Source organism: Marinicauda algicola (assembly GCF_017161425.1).
GTDB classification, from domain to species: Bacteria; Pseudomonadota; Alphaproteobacteria; order Caulobacterales; family Maricaulaceae; genus Marinicauda; species Marinicauda algicola.
In genome coordinates this window covers 2,612,005-2,628,569 of record NZ_CP071057.1, presented here as the reverse complement: position 1 = coordinate 2,628,569, position 16,565 = coordinate 2,612,005, and the positions used below count along the sequence as shown (strand labels likewise).

12 protein-coding genes are annotated in these 16,565 nt (G+C 68.7%); 10 read left to right on the top strand and 2 right to left on the bottom strand.

Annotated elements, in window-relative coordinates:
• Positions 1-59: 59 nt before the first annotated feature.
• The 6 genes from mutS to JW792_RS13020 all read left to right on the top strand — a co-directional run bounded on the left by mutS (position 60) and on the right by JW792_RS13020 (position 9,677).
• Entirely contained in the window at positions 60-2,723 is a 2,664-nt protein-coding gene (mutS, locus tag JW792_RS13045) for a DNA mismatch repair protein MutS (protein ID WP_192900974.1), read from the top strand.
• A 32-nt stretch (positions 2,724-2,755) separates the two neighbouring features.
• Positions 2,756-5,584 carry a [protein-PII] uridylyltransferase gene (locus JW792_RS13040; RefSeq protein WP_135995426.1) on the top strand — a complete coding sequence of 943 codons (2,829 nt, stop codon included), beginning with the start codon at positions 2,756-2,758 and terminating at the stop codon, positions 5,582-5,584.
• A gap of 3 nt (positions 5,585-5,587) precedes the next feature.
• Positions 5,588-7,189, top strand: coding sequence for a murein biosynthesis integral membrane protein MurJ (gene murJ, locus JW792_RS13035; protein WP_135995427.1), 1,602 nt, complete (start codon positions 5,588-5,590; stop codon positions 7,187-7,189).
• A gap of 54 nt (positions 7,190-7,243) precedes the next feature.
• On the top strand, positions 7,244-8,281 hold the full coding sequence (trpS, locus tag JW792_RS13030) for a tryptophan--tRNA ligase (protein WP_135995428.1): 1,038 nt from the start codon (positions 7,244-7,246) through the stop codon (positions 8,279-8,281).
• Between the two features lie 95 nt (positions 8,282-8,376).
• A complete protein-coding gene (locus tag JW792_RS13025) occupies positions 8,377-8,937 on the top strand; it encodes a copper chaperone PCu(A)C (RefSeq protein WP_135995429.1) in 561 nt (186 codons plus the stop codon).
• A 74-nt stretch (positions 8,938-9,011) separates the two neighbouring features.
• Positions 9,012-9,677, top strand: coding sequence for a Fe2+-dependent dioxygenase (locus JW792_RS13020; RefSeq protein WP_135995430.1), 666 nt, complete (start codon positions 9,012-9,014; stop codon positions 9,675-9,677).
• Here the strand turns inward: JW792_RS13020 and JW792_RS13015 are convergent.
• Positions 9,674-10,735: a hypothetical protein gene (locus JW792_RS13015; protein WP_135995431.1), complete on the bottom strand. Its 1,062-nt coding sequence runs from the start codon at positions 10,733-10,735 to the stop codon at positions 9,674-9,676. The genes JW792_RS13020 and JW792_RS13015 overlap by 4 nt on opposite strands.
• Positions 10,736-10,861: 126 nt before the next feature.
• Between JW792_RS13015 and JW792_RS17020 the strand changes: the two genes are divergently transcribed.
• Complete coding sequence (locus tag JW792_RS17020; protein ID WP_241094973.1) at positions 10,862-11,761, top strand: HNH endonuclease; 900 nt, start codon at positions 10,862-10,864, stop codon at positions 11,759-11,761.
• Positions 11,762-12,004: 243 nt separating this feature from the next.
• On the opposite strand, the gene lepA is transcribed toward JW792_RS17020, so the two are convergent.
• Positions 12,005-13,813 (bottom strand): translation elongation factor 4, encoded by a 1,809-nt coding sequence (lepA, locus tag JW792_RS13005; protein ID WP_135995432.1) that lies wholly within the window; start codon positions 13,811-13,813, stop codon positions 12,005-12,007.
• Between the two features lie 156 nt (positions 13,814-13,969).
• On the opposite strand from lepA, the gene JW792_RS13000 reads away from it, so the two are divergent.
• From JW792_RS13000 to JW792_RS12990, 3 genes are all read left to right on the top strand, one after another.
• Positions 13,970-14,392, top strand: a complete 423-nt coding sequence (locus JW792_RS13000) for a BLUF domain-containing protein (protein ID WP_135995433.1) — start codon at positions 13,970-13,972, stop codon at positions 14,390-14,392.
• 122 nt (positions 14,393-14,514) lie between these two features.
• Positions 14,515-15,123, top strand: coding sequence for a DUF1134 domain-containing protein (locus tag JW792_RS12995; protein WP_135995903.1), 609 nt, complete (start codon positions 14,515-14,517; stop codon positions 15,121-15,123).
• Positions 15,124-15,222: 99 nt separating this feature from the next.
• A complete protein-coding gene (locus tag JW792_RS12990; RefSeq protein WP_135995434.1) occupies positions 15,223-16,545 on the top strand; it encodes a hypothetical protein in 1,323 nt (440 codons plus the stop codon).
• The last annotated feature ends 20 nt before the right edge of the window (positions 16,546-16,565 follow it).

Here is a 16,565-nt window from a genome sequence, read left to right as displayed (position 1 = left end):
CCCCGCCGGGCGGTGCGGCTAACGTGCCGCGCATGAGCGAAGCCCAGGACCCGAAGCGCATGATGGAGCGCGCCTTCCCGACGAGCGACGGGGCGACGCCGATGATGGCGCAGTTCCTCGAGCTGCGCGGGCAGGCCCCGCTCGATGCGCTGCTATTCTACCGCATGGGCGATTTCTACGAGCTGTTCTTCGACGACGCGGTGCGCGCGGCAGAGGCGCTCGACATCGCCCTCACGAAGCGCGGCGAGCACCAGGGCGAGCCGATACCGATGTGCGGCGTGCCGGTGCACAATGCGCAGGCCTATCTCTCCCGCCTGATCAAGGCCGGCTTCAAGGTCGCCGTCGGCGAGCAGATGGAGGATCCGGCCGAGGCGAAGAAGCGCGGCGCGAAGTCCGTCGTGAAGCGCGCCATCACGCGCATCGTCACCCCCGGCACGCTGACCGAGGACGATCTGCTGGACGCAAGGAGCGCCAACCGGATCGCCGCGCTCGCGCGCCTCGCCACCGGCGAGGCGGCGCTCGCCTGGGCGGACGTGTCCGAAGGCGTGTTCCAGTCGTCCGCGGTCCCGGAAGGGGCGCTCGAGGCCGAGCTCGCTGCGCTCAATCCGGCCGAGCTGCTCGTCGCCGACGAGGACGCCAGACTCGCAAGCGCGCTTTGCCCGGCCTCGACGGTCACGCCGCGCGTACGCGCCAAGTTCGATGCGGCCTCCGGCGAGCGGCGCCTGAAACAGCGCTTCGAGGTGGCCTCGCTCGACAGCTTCGGGGATTTCACCAGGGCCGAGATCGCCGCGCTCGGCTGCCTGCTCGACTATCTCGAGCTGACCCAGGCCGGCGCCCCGGCGAAGCTCTCCGCCCCGCGCTCGATGGCGGCCGGCGCGGCGATGGCGATCGATCCGGCGGCGCGGGTGAGCCTGGAGATTGATCGCACCATGGCGGGTAGCCGCAAGGGCTCGCTGATCGATGCGATCGACCGCACGGTGACGGCGCCGGGCGCGCGCCTGCTCGCCGAGCGCCTCGCCCGGCCCTCGACCGATCTCGACGCCATCGGCGCGCGCCACGACGCGGTGGCCTTCTTCCTCGAGACGCGCGAGCTGCGCGAACAGGTGCGCGCGCGTCTGAAAAGCGCCGGCGACCCGGCGCGCGCCCTGTCGCGGCTGTGCCTCAACCGGGGCGGGCCGCGCGACCTGCTGCAGCTCGCCCGGGCCCTGCGCGAGGGCGAGCGGCTCAATGCCGATTTCGCGAGATCGCCCCGGTCGCGGCCGCCGGTCCTCGTCGCGTCACAGCTCGAAGCGGTCTCGCTAGCCGCCCGGCCCGGACTCGCGGCGCTGGTGCAGGATGTCGAGCGCGCCCTGGTGGACGAGCCGCCGCTCCTGACCCGCGATGGCGGCTTCGTGCGGCCCGGCTGGGCGCCGGGCCTCGACGAGCTGCGAAAGCTGAAGGACGAGTCCCGGCGCGTGGTGGCGGGCCTTCAGAAGACCTATGCCGATCAGAGCGGCGTGGCCTCGCTGAAGGTCAAGCACAACAATGTGCTGGGCTATTTCATCGAGGTCAGCGCGAAGAATGCCGACGCGCTGATGGGCGTCGAGCCCTTCATCCATCGCCAGACCATGGCCAATGCCGTGCGTTTCTCCACGCCCGAACTCGGCGAGCTGGAGGCGAAGATCGCCTCCGCGGGCGAGCGTGCGATCGCGCTGGAACTCGAGATCTTCGAGGAATTGCGCGCGCGCGTGGAGGCGCTGAGCGACAGCGTACGCGCCGCCGCTCAAGGCCTCGCCGAGCTCGACCTCGCCAGTGCCGCGGCGCAATGGGCCGAGGAGGCGGGCGCCTGCCGGCCCCGCGTCGACGACAGCGGCGCGTTCGAGATCGAGGCCGGACGCCATCCGGTGGTGGAGGCGGCCCTGCGCCGCCAGGCCGAGCGCTTCACGCCCAATGCCTGCCGTCTGGATGCATCCGGCGAGGCGGCCGCGCGCCTGCTTCTCGTCACCGGGCCCAACATGGCCGGCAAGTCGACCTTCCTCAGGCAGAACGCTCTGATCGCGATCCTGGCCCAGGCCGGGCTGTTCGTGCCGGCGGCGTCCGCCCGCATCGGCCTCGTCGACCGGCTCTTCTCCCGGGTCGGGGCGGCCGACGACCTGGCCAGAGGGCGTTCGACCTTCATGGCGGAAATGATCGAGACCGCCGCGATCCTCAACCAAGCCGGACCCCGTGCGCTGGTGATCCTCGACGAGATCGGGCGCGGCACCTCGACCTATGACGGCCTCTCCATCGCCTGGGCGGCGGTGGAGCACCTGCACGCCGTCAATCGCTGCCGCGCGCTGTTCGCGACGCATTATCACGAGCTGACGCGGCTCGCCGACGAGCTCGAGGCCTGCGGCAACGTCTCGCTGAAAGCCAGGGAATGGAAGGGCGAGCTGGTCTTCCTGCACGAGGTGCAGCCCGGCCCCGCCGACCGTTCCTATGGGGTGGAGGTCGCCCGCCGAGCCGGGCTCCCTGCCGCGGCGGTCAAGCGCGCGAAGGAGATCCTGAAACGCCTGGAAAGCGACGACACGCCCGCGGCCGCCCTCTCCGACCTGCCGCTCTTCTCCGCCGTGCAGGCCGAGCCGGAATCCAGGCCCAGCGCGGTCGAGGAACGCCTGAAGGCGATCGACCCGGACGGGCTCAGCCCGCGCGAGGCGCACGAGCTGCTCTACGTCCTCAAGGGGCTCGTTGCGAAGGACGGCTGACGCTCACCGGCAACTGTCGTACAAGGGCGGCCATGAGACCTTCCGCCCTGCCCGCCTCTCTCGACGGCCTGCGCCTGCGGGCCGAACTCGCCGCGGCGACGCGCTCGGGCTGGACCACCTCGTCGGGGCGCCAGGCCGGCCTTGCCAAGCTGAAGAAATTCATCGAGCGCGGGCGCGAGCACGCGGCCGGGTGCCTGGAGGGCAAGACCGGCGGGCTGGAGGCGGCGCGGGTGCTGTCCGGGGTGATGAACGCGGTGCTGCGCGCCCTGTTCGATTCGGTGGCGACCGAGATCCTGTCCGACGGTCAGGCCTGTTCCGGGCTTGCCCTGTGCGCCACCGGCGGGTTCGGGGCGGGCGAACTCGCGCCGCAATCGGATATCGACGTGCTCTTCCTGGTCGGCGAGAGCCCGCCGGAGGGCCACGAGCAGATCATCGAGCGCACGCTCTACGCGCTGTGGGATTCCGGCCTGCCCGTGGGCGGCGGCGCGGTGCGCACGGTGGAGGAGGCGATCGCGCTCGCCAAGGAGAATGTCTCCGAGCGCACCGCCCTGCTCGACATCCGCCTGCTCGCCGGCGACGAGCGCCTGCTCTCGCGCCTGAAGCAGCGCTTCGACGACGAGGTGCGCGGCGAGGACGCGGCCGGCTTCGTGCTCGCCAAGCTCGCCGAGCGCGATGCCCGCGTCGACCGCCAGGGCGACAGCCGCTACGCGGTCGAGCCCAATGTCAAGGACGGCAAGGGGGCGCTGAGAGACCTGCAGACCCTGCGCTGGCTCGCCCAGGTGCTCTACGGCAACGACGCGCTGGAGCGCTGGGTGGCCAACGGCCTCCTGTCGGTCCAGGACGTCGAGCGGTACCTGAACGCGGAGGACTTCTTCTGGGCGGTGCGCTTCCACCTGCACGCGCTCACAGGCCGGAAGGACGACCGGCTGACCTTCGACGTCCAGCCCGAGGTCGCCGCCCGCATGGGCTACGAGGACGGCGAGGAGGTCCTCGCGGTCGAGGTCTTCATGCGCGACTATTTCAAGGCCGCGATCAATGTCGGTTCGCTCACCCGCCTGGTCTGCGCCAAGCTGGAAGCGGACGAGCTGAAGGATCCGCCCGCCGGGATCGGCCGCTTCATGCCCGCCCATGGCGTGCAGAAGGCCGACGCGGCACTGACCGAGGCCGGATTCGTGATCCGCTCCGGCCGGCTCGATTTCGCGGACCCCGCGAAGATCGAGAGCGATCCCGTCCTGATGCTGCGCCTGTTCGAGTTCGCCTCGGCGCGCCATCTCGACCTGCATCCCGACGCGGTGTCGGCCGTGACGCACTCGCTGCGCCTCGTCGACGACGCCCTGCGCGCCGACGAGCGCGCGGCGCGGGCCTTCTTCGCGGTGCTGCTGGAGAGCGACGATCCTCGCATCACGCTGCGCGCGATGACCGAGGCGGGCCTGCTCGGCGCGTTCATTCCCGAGTTCGGCGACATCGTCGCGCGTACCCAGTTCAACATGTATCACCGCTACACGGTGGACGAGCACACGCTCAATGCCGTCGGGCTGCTGCGCGAGATCGAGCAGGGCAAGCACCCGAACGATCACCCGCTCTCCACGCGCATCCTGACCGAGATAAGCCATCGCCGGGCGCTGCATCTCGCCGTGCTTCTGCACGATACCGGCAAGGGCGCGGGCGATCAGTGCATCGAGGGCGCCAAGCGGGCGCGCACCGCCTGCGAGCGGCTGGGCCTGGACGAGTCCGAGTGCGAGCTCGTCGCCTGGCTCGTGCGCCATCATCTGGACATGAACGACGTCGCCCAGCGCCGCGATCTCTCCGATCCCCGGACCGTCCTCGACTTCGCCAATCTGGTCGGCAGCCCGGAACGCCTGCGCCTGCTGACCGTGCTCACCGTCGTCGACATTCGCGCCGTGGGCCCGGGCGTGTGGAACGGCTGGAAGGCCCAGCTCCTGCGCGATCTCTATTCGGCGACCCAGGCGGTGCTGCGCGAGGACCGCCACCCGGAGGAGGAGGAGGCGCGCGACCGCCTCGCCCGCCGCGCCGAGCGCGCCCGCGAGGCCTTCCGCGACCGGCTCTCCCGCTTCGATCCGGAATTCGCGGGCCGATGGACCGGTGAGCTCGACGATCCCTACTGGCTCGCCTTCGCCGAGAGCGACCGGCTGCGCCATGCCGCCTTCGTGCGTGCCGCCGAGGCGCGCGGCGAGGAGGTGTCCTGCGGGGTCAGGATCGACAAGCGCCGCTCGGCCGCCGAGGTGCTCGTGCTCGCCCCGGACCGGGACGGGCTGTTCGCCGACATCGTCGGCGCTCTGGCCCTGTCCGGGGCGAACGTGGTCGGCGCGCAGGTCACGACCACGTTCGGCGGCACCGCCTTCGACGTGTTCTACGTGCAGGAGCCCGGCGGCAAGCCCTTCGGCTGGTCGAACCGCGCCGCGCTCGACCGTCTGCGCCACGCCGTGGAGCGGGCGGCCCGCCACGGGCTCGACGCGACCGATACCATTCCCGAGCGTACCATACGCCGGCGCGAGGCGGCCTTCGCGGTCACCCCTTACGTCCATCTGGACACCGGCGCGGCCGACAACGCGCTCGTCATCGAGGCCTCGGGGCGCGACCGGCCGGGCCTCCTGCACGATCTCGCCCGCGCGCTCGCCGATCTCGGCCTGTCGCTGCAGGCGGCGCGGATCGACGGCTATGGCGAGCGGGCAGTGGACAGTTTCTACGTCACCGAGAAGGGAAAGAAGCTCATCGAGACCGGAAAGCTCGAGGCGATCCGCGAGCGGCTGATGGCGATCCTCGCCGAGTCCGAGGACGCGCTGGCGGGCCGGCACGCCGAGGCCGGGCTTTCGCGCGCCCAGGCGAGCGCGGGGCGCTAGAAGATGCGATTGCTGCGCTCCTCCGCGGTCGTCGGCGGCTTCACGCTTCTCAGCCGCTTCTTCGGGGTGGCGCGCGACATGCTGTTCGCCGCCCGGCTCGGCGCCGGCCCGGTCACCGACGCCTTCCTGACCGCGCTGCAGTTTCCCAATCTCTTCCGGCGCATCTTCGCGGAAGGCGCATTCAACTCCGCCTTCATCCCGCTCTATGCCCGCCGGCTGGAGGGCGAGGGCGAGGAAGCGGCCTCCCGCTTCGCAAGCGAGATCCTCTCGGTGCTGACCACCCTCGTGCTCGGTCTGGTGGTGATCTCCCAGATCGCCATGCCCTGGCTGATGTTCCTGCTCGGGCCGGGCTTCGTCGGCGATCCCGACCTCTTCGCCTTCGCGGTGGTCATGACCCAGATCACCATGCCCTACCTGTTGTGCATGTCGGTCGCGGCGATGCTGTCGGGCGTGCTCAACTCCCACGAGCGCTTCGCGGTGGCCGCCGCCGCGCCCATCCTGCTCAACATCGTCCTGATCTCCCTGCTCGTCCTCGCGCCCGGCGACCGGCGCGATCTCGCGCTCGCGCTGAGCGCCGGCGTGACGGTATCCGGCGTCCTGCAGGTCGCCTGGCTGTGGGACGCGGTGCGTCGGGCCGGGGTGAGGATCGGGCTTCGCCGCCCCCGCCTGACGCCGGGCGTGAGGCGGCTCGTCGCGCTCGGCATACCGGGCGCGCTGGCAGCCGGCGTGACCCACATCAACCAGCTCGTCTCAGGCTCGATCTCCACGCTGCAGGAGGGCGCGCGCTCCTGGATCTACTATGCCGAGCGGCTCTACCAGCTTCCCCTCGGCGTGATCGGCATCGCCATGGGCGTCGCCCTGCTGCCGGCGCTCTCCAAGCGCCTGCGCGCCGGCGCCGAGGCCGACGCCATGGCCGGCCAGAACCGGGCGATAGAGATCTCCATGGCGCTGACCCTTCCGGCAGCCGCCGCGCTGCTCGTCATTCCCGGCACGATCGTGGGGGGCCTGTTCGAGCGGGGCGCGTTCTCGGCCTCCGACACCGCGGCGACCTCGCTGGCGCTGATGCTCTATGCGGCGGGCCTTCCGGCCTTCGTCCTGATCAAGGTGTTCTCGCCGGGCTTCTTCGCGCGCGAGGACACGGTGACGCCGATGAAGTTCGCGGCCGCCTCCATGGCGCTCAACCTCGCGCTCGGCGTCGCGCTGTTCTTCGGGCCGATGAAGTTCGCCGGCCTTGCGCTCGCCACCACGCTCGCCGGCTGGCTCAACGCCCTGCTGCTCGCCGCCACGCTGGTGCGCCGCGGCCAGTTCGTGGCCGATGCCCGGCTGCGCGAACGCCTGCCGCGCATCCTCGGCGCCTGCGTCGCCATGGCGCTCGCGGTCTTCGCGGCCTCGCGCTGGGGCGAGGCGCCTGCCCGCACCCTGCTCGAGCCCGCGGTTCCGGCGATGCTCGTCATGCCCGCCTTCATGCTGCTGGTCGTCGCCTTCGGCGCAGCGGTCTACGCCGGCTCGGCGATGGCGTTCGGGGCGCTGCGCCCGTCCGAGCTGCGCAGCGCGCTGCAGCGCCCTGCCGGAGCGGCCCTGCCGGCCTCCGACAGCGAGGCTTGAGCGCCGCGCCCGCTGCGTCTATCAGGCGCTCTCACGCCTTGAGGAAGAACCAAGATGAGCGACGCGCCCCAGACCTATTCCGGCCCGGCCCGGGTCCTGTCCGGCATGCAGCCCACGGGCGGGCTGCATCTCGGCAACTATCTTGGAGCGTTGAAGAACTGGGTGGCGCTGCAGGACCGCTTCGAGGAGTGCTTCTACTGCATCGTGGACATGCACGCGATGACGGTGGCCCACGATCCGGCGGCCCTGCCGGACAATGTTCGCCGGGTGGCGGCGGCCTATCTCGCCGCCGGCGTCGATCCGGACCGCTCGGCCGTGTTCGCCCAGTCGGCCGTGCCCGCCCATGCCGAGCTCGCCTGGATCTTCCAGTGCGTGGCGCGCCTGGGCTGGCTCGAACGGATGACGCAGTTCAAGGACAAGGCGGGTAAGGACGCCGAGCGCGCCAGCGTCGGCCTGTTCACCTATCCCGTGCTGCAGGCCGCCGACATCCTCGTCTACAAGGCCACTCACGTGCCCGTGGGAGAGGACCAGAAGCAGCACCTCGAACTCTCGCGCGACATCGCGGCGCGCTTCAACCGCGATTTCGGCCGCGGCGAGGCCGTCTTCCCTCTGCCGGAGCCCCATATCCAGGCCGCCGGGGCGCGCATCATGAGCCTGAAGGACGGCACGGCGAAGATGAGCAAGTCCGACCCGAGCGACAACAGCCGCATCAATCTCGACGACGACGCCGACACGATCGCGCGCAAGATCAGGAAGGCCAAGACCGATCCCGAGCCGCTGCCGGAAGCCCTCGCCGAACTCGACGCCCGGCCCGAGGCGAGGAACCTCGTCGGCATCTACGCCGCGCTCACGGGCCGGTCGATGGAGGACATCCTTCACGAATACGGCGGGCAGGGCTTCGGGGTGTTCAAACCGAAGCTCGCCGATGTGGCGGTCGAATTCCTCGCCCCGATCAGCGAGGAATATGCCCGGCTCAAATCCGATCCGGCCGAACTCGACCGGATCCTGAAGGCGGGCGCGGAGAAGGCCAATGCCGCCGCCGCCCCGGTCATCGCCGAGGCGCGCGATCTGGTGGGATACTGGAAGGCTTGATCCGCCGGCACCCGCCGGCTGCGCTGAACTGACGCCTCTCCCGACGTGTTGGGGAGGGATACATACCTCGTGACGCCACACGCCGGAGCCCTGCCATGCGCCTTCTTCTGCTGACCGCGACCGCCGCCGCCCTGGCCGCCTGCTCGCCCGATGCCGGCGCGCGCCAGCAGCCCGGACCGGAAGAAACCCGCATCGACGAGGCCGCGCCGGAGATGGCCTCGCCCGGCGTGCAGCGCGTCGAGGCGGACGGCCAGGCCGGCAGCTTCACCGATGCCTGGATCCGGACACCGCCCGCGGGGCGCGACATCGCGGCCGGTTACGTCACCATCGAGACCCGGGAAGCGGACGCGCTGGTGCGCGCCGACACCGTCGCAGCCGACGGCGTCGAGCTCCACACCATGAGCATGGACGGCAACGTCATGCGCATGCGCCGGATCGACCGCATCGAGACAAGCGCGGAGCCCGTCGCGCTCCGGCCCGGCGGCGACCACCTGATGATCTTCGGCCTGTCCGAGGAAGCACGTCTGTCGGGCACCGTCACGGTCAATCTCTATTTCGAGAGCGGCTTCACCGCGCCGGTCGAGTTCCAGGTCTCCGACCGCATGCCGGGCATGGACGGCCCGCCGGGCCAAAGCGAGCCCGGCGAACATCGCTAGGTCCTGCGCCTTGCCGGTTTTCCTTTCGCCCGCCCGGCCCTAGTCTGCCCGCCGGACGTGCGGGGAGACAGGTGATGTTCCTGAGGATCGAGAACCTTCTGGAGCCGGGCGAGGTGAAGCGCCTGCGCGAGATCGCGGCGAACACGCGCTTCGTCGACGGGCGCGCGACCAATCCGGCCTCCACGGTGAAGAACAACACCCAGGCCGACACGGCCGAACCCGGCGCGCAGGAGGCCTCCCGCCTCATCATGCAGGCCTTCGGGCGTTCGCCGGAGTTCACCAATTTCTGTTTCGCGGAACTCGTCGCCCCGCCGCTCCTGACGAAATACGCCCCCGGCATGACCTATGGCGAGCACATCGACGCCGCCGAGATCCAGGTCGGGCGCCAGCGCATCCGGACAGACCTGTCCTGCACCGTCTTCCTCAACGATCCCGAAGCCTACGAGGGCGGGGAGCTCGACATCCGCCTGCAGGGCCATCATCTGGCGATCAAGGGCCGGCCCGGCGAGGCGGTGGTCTATCCCTCCACCACCTTCCACCGCGTGCGCGAAGTGACGAAAGGCGAGCGCCTCGTGGCGATCACCTTCATCCAGAGCCGGGTGCGCGACGGGGTCGAGCGCGAGATCCTGTTCGAGCTCGGGGAATTCTACGCTTTCGAGGCGGAGAATGTCAGCTGGGAGAACCGGCAGCGTCTCGAGTTCGTGCTGCAGAACCTCAAGCGCCGCTGGCTCGACCGCTAGAGCCAGTCCCGCAGGCCCGACAGTCTCGGCAGGCGATCGAGCGCCGCCCCGGCGAAAGCCTGGCCCTTCGCGATCTCCTCGGCATTGCGCGCCCGGCTGTCGGCGAGGACGCGCGCGCGCTCCTGCGGACCGAAGCCGTGCTCGGGGGCCTTGGCGTAGCGGTGCATGATACTGGATTCCACCGCCGCTTCGGCCGCCGCTTCGTCCCAGCCGAGCCCGACATGGCGCGCCGCATCGAGCAGGCGCGCTGCCGGCTCGGCGAGGAATTCCTCGAAGTCGAGCGCCAGCGTGCGATCGGGTTCTGTCCCGATCAAGGCCGCAAGGCTCGCCGCCTCCGCGATCCAGGTCGCCGCTGCGAGTTCTCCCGGCGAGAGCGCGTGCAGGCGCCAACCCGGATCGCCGGCCGCACTCGCGAGCCGCCGGAAGCGCACGCGCGCGCCGGCGGTGAGATCGCCGGACAGCGGCTGCGGCGCGAGCAGCGTCGCCAGATAGGGCTCGAGCCGCAGGCGCAACACCAGGGCGCGGCTCTGCGGCGCGGCGGACAGGAGATCGGGCGCGAGCCCGCTCGTCAGGCTCGTCGCCTTCACGATCACCCGTTCCACCCCGTCCGGCCGGCGCGCCCAGCTCCTGAGCAGGGCCTGGACGATCGCGCCGAAGCGCTCGGAGCCGATCCCGTCCCACGCGGTGTCGAGATCGAGCGCGGCCTCGGCAAGCTCTCGCAGCGGCAGCGGCTCCTTCAGCGCGAAGCCGTCGCCACGATGGCCGAGCAGGCGGGCGAGCAGCGTCGAGCCGCAATGGCCCATGTGGAAGATGAAGCCGAGCGCCTCGCCGGGTTCGCGCGCCTGCATCGCCAGCGCGAGGAAGCCGTCCTCCCCCGTCCAGCCCCCGCTCGGGCGCGATTGCAGCACCCGCTCGTCGAGAAAGCTCGCCTCATCCATCGCCTCCAGCGGCAGATCGAGCAGCAGCACCCGCCGCGAGGCGAGGTCGAGCGAATAGGGATAAAGCCGCGGATCGGACGCGAAAGCGGTCAGGCGGTCGGAGGAAAGCTGTGATGTCATGGGAAGGGTTTAGCGCGGTTTCGTGGGTGGGGAAACGATGGAGTCCTTAGCGATCAGCTTTCAAGCTGGATCTTCGCTAAGTTCCAGGGAACACTAGCCGCTCAATCATGAATGGCGGGGGCAAGCGTGACGAAGGTCGTCCTCTCGCAAAAAGCCGACAGCGGCTACGATGACGTTACGGGGAAGGTCTATCATTTCCCGAAGCAATATCTTCGCGCGGCGGAAGAGGCTGTCGGCGATGCTTGCCTCTTTTACGAGCCCCGGCGGGGCGAAGGCGGCGTGTCCTCCGGTCGGCAGGCTTATTGGGCATGTGCGGAGATCAAATCCGTTCGTCCCGACCCCCGGGACCCCAACCTCTATTTCGCGGACCTTGAACACTTTCTGCCTTTTCCGAAGGCCGTGGACTTCCGCCGGGCCGACGGAAGCTTCTGGGAAAGCAAGCTTGAGCGGGCCGATGGTCAGGTGAGCAAGGGCGCCATGGGCGTCTCGGTCCGACGAATTCCGGAGGAGGAATTCTCGCTGATATGGGCCGCCGGATACAATCCCGCCCTGACAGATACCTCGCTCGGTGAGGCGCTGGAGGATCCTTGGGGAGTGCGAGAAGAGCAGGCGGAGTTTGAGCGGCCGATCGTCAAGCAGATTTTGAGCCGGCCGTTTCGCGACCGCGTTTTCGCCAAGCTGGTCCGCGATGCGTATGACTCCCGGTGCGCGATCACTGGGCTAAAGATCATAAACGGCGGCGGACGAGCAGAGATGGAAGCCGCTCACATCCAACCTGTAGCGAGGAATGGACCGGACACCGTCCGTAATGGTCTCGCGCTCTCGCGGACAGTGCATTGGATGTTTGATCGCGGATTGATCAGCGTCGACAACGATTTCCGCCTGCTTCGTGCTGACGCGCTACTGCCGGACGGTGTCGATCGACTCTTCGACCGGAGCGGGTATATCCACGTGCCCGCCGACGCACGAGCTCAGCCCAACCCGGCTTTCCTAGAGTGGCACCGCGAGAATTGCTTCAAGGGGTAACGCTATGGACAGTCAGGAGCAAACTTCTTCCGAAGATTGGTTAAACCGAGCAGATCAGACGCTTCTACGAGGCTATGGCATAGACTTCGACGATGCCGGGCTCAGCGCGGAGGAGCTCCGTGCGTATTGTACGGAGTGGTCCAATCCGAACGAATTCGTCGAGTGGTTCGCCTCGAAGTACGACCTCGATCCGATTCCCAAATACTTGCATCGTTCAGGCCGGCTTCGGTCGCCGCTAAAACCCTAATCCTGATCCATCTTCAGCGCGGCGATGAAGGCTTCCTGCGGGATTTCCACCTTGCCGAACTGGCGCATCTTCTTCTTGCCGGCCTTCTGCTTCTCCAGGAGCTTGCGCTTGCGCGTCGCGTCGCCGCCATAGCATTTGGCGGTCACGTCCTTTCGCAGTGCCGACAGGGTCTCGCGGGCGATCACGCGCCCGCCGATTGCAGCCTGGATCGGGATCTTGAACATGTGGCGCGGGATGAGGTCCTTCAGCCGCTCGCACATGCCCCGCCCGCGCATCTCCGCGCGGGAGCGGTGGACGATCATGGACAGCGCGTCGACCGGCTCCTCGTTGACGAGGATGCTCATCTTGACGAGATCGCCCTCGCGGTATTCCAGGAACTGGTAGTCGAAGCTGGCATAGCCCTTGGTCACGCTCTTGAGCCGGTCGTAGAAGTCGAACACGACCTCGTTCAGCGGCAGCTCGTAGACCAGCATGGCGCGGCTGCCGGCATAGGTCAGCTCGACCTGGTTGCCGCGCCGGTCCTCGCATAGCTTAAGCACGCCGCCGAGATATTCGTCGGGCACCAGGATCGTGGCCTTGATCCAGGGCTCGGCGATGGATTCGATGCGGACCGGATCGGGCATGTCGGCGGGGTTGTGCAGATCGATCTGCGACCCGTCCGTCATCGTCATCTTGTAGATGACCGACGGGGCGGTGGTGATCAGGTCGACATCGTATTCGCGTTCGAGCCGCTCGCGGATCACCTCGAGATGGAGCAGCCCGAGGAAGCCGCAGCGGAAGCCGAAGCCGAGCGCCGCGCTCGTTTCCATCTCGAAGCTGAACGAGGCGTCGTTGAGCGCCAGGCGCTCCACCGCGTCGCGCAGATCCTCGAAATCGGCGGCATCCACCGGGAACAGGCCGCAGAACACCACCGGCACGGCCGGCTTGAAGCCGGGCAGCATGGAGTCGGTCGGGCGCTTCTCCTCGGTTATCGTGTCGCCGACACGCGCATCGCGCACCTGCTTGATCGAGGCGTTGAGGAAGCCGATCTCGCCGGGCCCGAGCGAGCCGACCTCGGTCTTGGCCGGCGTGAACACGCCGACCCCGTCCACATTGTAGCTCGCCCCGGTGCCCATCAGGCGCACGCGCATGCCCTTCTTCAGGGTCCCCTCGATGATGCGCACGAGGCAGATCACGCCGAGATAGGGATCGTACCAGGAGTCGACGAGCAGGGCCTTGAGCGGCGCCTCGGGATCACCCGATTTCGGCGGCGGCAGGCGGGTGACGATGGCTTCGAGCACGCCCTCGATATTGAGACCGGTCTTCGCGGAAATCTCGATCGCGTCGTGCGCCTCGATGCCGATCACGTCCTCGATCTGCTGCTTGACGCGCTCCGGCTCGGCGGCGGGAAGGTCGATCTTGTTGAGCACGGGCACGATCTCGAGATCGACATCGATCGCCTGGTAGACATTGGCCAGCGTCTGGGCTTCCACGCCCTGCGCCGCGTCGACCACCAGCAGCGCCCCCTCGCAGGCATAGAGCGAGCGCGAGACCTCGTAGGCGAAGTCGACATGGCCGGGCGTGTCGATGAGGTTCAGGACATAGTCCTGCCCGTCCTTCGCGGTGTAGTTCAGGCGCACGGTCTGCGCCTTGATGGTGATGCCGCGCTCGCGCTCGAGCTCCATGTTGTCGAGCACCTGCTCCTTCATCTCGCGCTCGCTCAGCCCGCCGGTGACCTGGATCAGCCGGTCGGCCAGCGTCGACTTGCCGTGGTCGATGTGCGCGACGATGGAAAAATTGCGGATGCGTTTGGGATCGATGCTCATGGCCGCGCCATATAGCGATCAGCGGGCGCCTCGCCAAGCACGGCGGGCGGTTGGCGGGGTCGCCTTGGAGCAACCCCTTCCCATGCAGCCGGATTCCTGATTGAGTTAACGCCTTCGCCGAACGCATGCGGCCCCGGCGTTGCAAAGGCCTCGATCATGGCGCTCGCCCGTCTCGTCTATGTCAGCACCGCCCGGCCGGGCCTCGATCCGGTCGAGCTGGAGGAGATGCTGGCCGCCGCCCGGGCGCGCAACGGCGCGCTCTCGATCACCGGCCTGCTGGTCTATAACGGCGTCAATTTCATGCAGGCGCTGGAAGGTCCGGGCGACGCGGTCTCGGCAGTCTATGACAGCATCGCGCGCGATCCGCGCCATACCGGGCCCGTCGCGGTGCTGGAGGAGAATGTGGAGACGCGCGCGTTTCCCGGCTGGTCCATGGCCTATGCCGTCCTCCCCGACCAGGAAGGCGCCGCGGACGCGCTGCGCGTCCCGCCCGAGCGCGTCGCGAGCCTGCTGCCGGTGACCGCCGGCGCCGAACTCGCCCTCCTGTTCACCAGCTTCAACACGATGAGTGCAGTCTGAGCGCGCTCCCGCTTCGGGGGTGCATGCGCCTAACCCCTCCTTAACCGGCTCGCCCCATCCCTGCCGCAATGGCCGGCGAAGCTCCCGCGCCGGGGCTTTCGATGAAGGAGTGCGAGATGACGATGCCGTTTGCCAAACTCTGTCTCGGCCTGGCGCTGGCTGCCCCGCTCGTACTGGGCGCCTGCGCCTCGCAGGGCGCGCGCGAGCCCGATTACGGCCAGCCGAGTCCGTATCAGTCGGAGATCGACACCTATTCGCGCGACGAGATCGTGGAAGCCACCTCCGATTTCTTCGGCGTGACCGCCGAGGCCGCGGCGAGCGCTCTGGAGCGCGTGTTCTCCGATCTCGGCCGGCCCGTGGGCTATATCGCCGGGGAGGAGGTCTCCGGCGCGGCCGGGGTCGGGCTGCGCTATGGCGAGGGCTATCTCACCCTGAAGGGCCAGCCGGGCAGCCAGAAGGTCTACTGGACCGGCCCCTCGATCGGTTTCGACGCCGGCGGCAATGCCAGCCGCGTGTTCACCCTGGTCTATAACCTGAACGATGTGGACCGGCTCTATCAGCGCTTTCCGGGCGTGGACGGCTCGGCCTATTTCGTCGCCGGCATGGGCGTGAACTACCAGCGCGCCGACGACATCACGCTCGCCCCGATCCGCTCCGGCGTGGGGCTGAGGGCCGGGGCCAATGTCGGCTACCTCGCCTATTCGCGCGAGCGCAACTGGCTGCCCTTCTAGAGAACCGCCCCGCCCGGCACGGTTTTGCCGGAATCGCGTGACGGAATGCTTTTCGGGGCGCTATGCTCGCCCCGAGGGGCGCGCGAGGGAGGGGATGCCATGAACGAGGCCATCACGATTGCCGGCGCGGTGATCGCCGTGCTCCTGGCCGGCGTGCTCATCCTCTCGCGCAAGCTGCCCTTCCAGCTGATCGGCGCGGTGCTGCGCCCGCTCGCCGTTCCGTTCAAGCTCGCCCGCCGCCTGCTCGGGCTCGGCGGGCGGGGCGAGGCGGGCGCGCAGATCTCCCCGCACGCCTTCGCCGCCACCGCGCGCATCTTCCGCGGCAGGACCGATACCGAGGAGGCGCTGGGCGGCGATTTCGCGCACGAGAAGGGCTTCATCTCCCCCAAGGGACTGCTGTTCCGCTGGATGGGGGTGCGCGTCGGCTTCATGCGCATGCCCGAGGAGATGACCGACGAACTCGCCGAGGAGTATTACGCGCGCGCCCAGGACTTCCTCGGCGGGCGCGTGCCGATCGAGGCCGATCCGCGTTCCCTGTTCGAGGACGTGGAGGGCGCGGTCGTGGTGAGGATGTTCCACGACAGCGATCGCGGGCTCTACTTCCTGCTCAACGAATCGCGCAAGATGATCAACTCCAATGTCAGGAAGCTCACCGTCTGGTTCTCGGCGATCCTGTCGGCGGTGCTCCTGGTCAACCTGCTCTACAATGACGGCACGGTGCTGGATTTCGCGTCGGTCTTCGCGATCGAGGACGGCTTTCCGATCCCGGCGCAGAAGTTCAACTCGCTGCTGTTCGGCGTGGCGACGACGCTCGGCGGAGCCGTGCTGATGTGGGCGCTCTACTTTACCGAGTACGCCCCCTTCCAGCGCAACAACACGCGCGAGATGGCGAACTACCTCACCCGCTATCTCGCCCGGATCAACGATCATTACCGCACCGCCATCGGCAAGGCGAAATCGGTCACGGTGGGCGAGGAGCGCGACACCCGGGCCCTGGCGAGCCAGGCCGAGCACTGGCATCTGGTGATCACCTGGCTGGCCTTCCGGGTCTTCTTCGTGGAGACATTCGTGCGCAACATCGCCTTCCAGATCACGCGCAATTCCAGCTACTACCTGTTCTTCGTTCCGGCGATCTTCATCATCGTGATCGCGGCCGCGCTCGGCGTGCTCTCCTCGCTCGGCGTGGCGAGCCCGTTCGAGCGGATCGCCGAGCTTGGCTGGGTCTTCGCGGTGCTGTTCGTGCTGGTCGCCGCGGTCTATGCGCTCTTCCTCGCCAATGCGATGGACTGCCTGGACGAGATCGACCAGGGCGAGTGGATCAGCTTCCACACGCTGAAGCTCAACGCGATGATGGGCGAGATCGTCGGCAAGTATGCCGGCGAGGTCGGTTACTGGAAGAACCGGGTCGGCGGCGGGATCTAGGGCCCTGTGAGCGAAACCGG

What these genes read in the sequence shown, in the direction of transcription:
- murJ (WP_135995427.1), top strand. Translation starts at nt 5,588, where the DNA reads ATGCGATTGCTGCGCTCCTCCGCGGTCGTCGGCGGCTTCACGCTTCTC.
- JW792_RS13020 (WP_135995430.1), top strand. Translation starts at nt 9,012, where the DNA reads ATGTTCCTGAGGATCGAGAACCTTCTGGAGCCGGGCGAGGTGAAGCGC.
- JW792_RS13000 (WP_135995433.1), top strand. Translation starts at nt 13,970, where the DNA reads ATGGCGCTCGCCCGTCTCGTCTATGTCAGCACCGCCCGGCCGGGCCTC.
- JW792_RS13025 (WP_135995429.1), top strand. Translation starts at nt 8,377, where the DNA reads ATGCGCCTTCTTCTGCTGACCGCGACCGCCGCCGCCCTGGCCGCCTGC.
- JW792_RS12990 (WP_135995434.1), top strand. Translation starts at nt 15,223, where the DNA reads ATGAACGAGGCCATCACGATTGCCGGCGCGGTGATCGCCGTGCTCCTG.
- JW792_RS12995 (WP_135995903.1), top strand. Translation starts at nt 14,515, where the DNA reads ATGCCGTTTGCCAAACTCTGTCTCGGCCTGGCGCTGGCTGCCCCGCTC.
- JW792_RS13040 (WP_135995426.1), top strand. Translation starts at nt 2,756, where the DNA reads ATGAGACCTTCCGCCCTGCCCGCCTCTCTCGACGGCCTGCGCCTGCGG.
- trpS (WP_135995428.1), top strand. Translation starts at nt 7,244, where the DNA reads ATGAGCGACGCGCCCCAGACCTATTCCGGCCCGGCCCGGGTCCTGTCC.
- JW792_RS13015 (WP_135995431.1), bottom strand. Translation starts at nt 10,735, where the DNA reads ATGACATCACAGCTTTCCTCCGACCGCCTGACCGCTTTCGCGTCCGAT.
- lepA (WP_135995432.1), bottom strand. Translation starts at nt 13,813, where the DNA reads ATGAGCATCGATCCCAAACGCATCCGCAATTTTTCCATCGTCGCGCAC.
- mutS (WP_192900974.1), top strand. Translation starts at nt 60, where the DNA reads ATGATGGAGCGCGCCTTCCCGACGAGCGACGGGGCGACGCCGATGATG.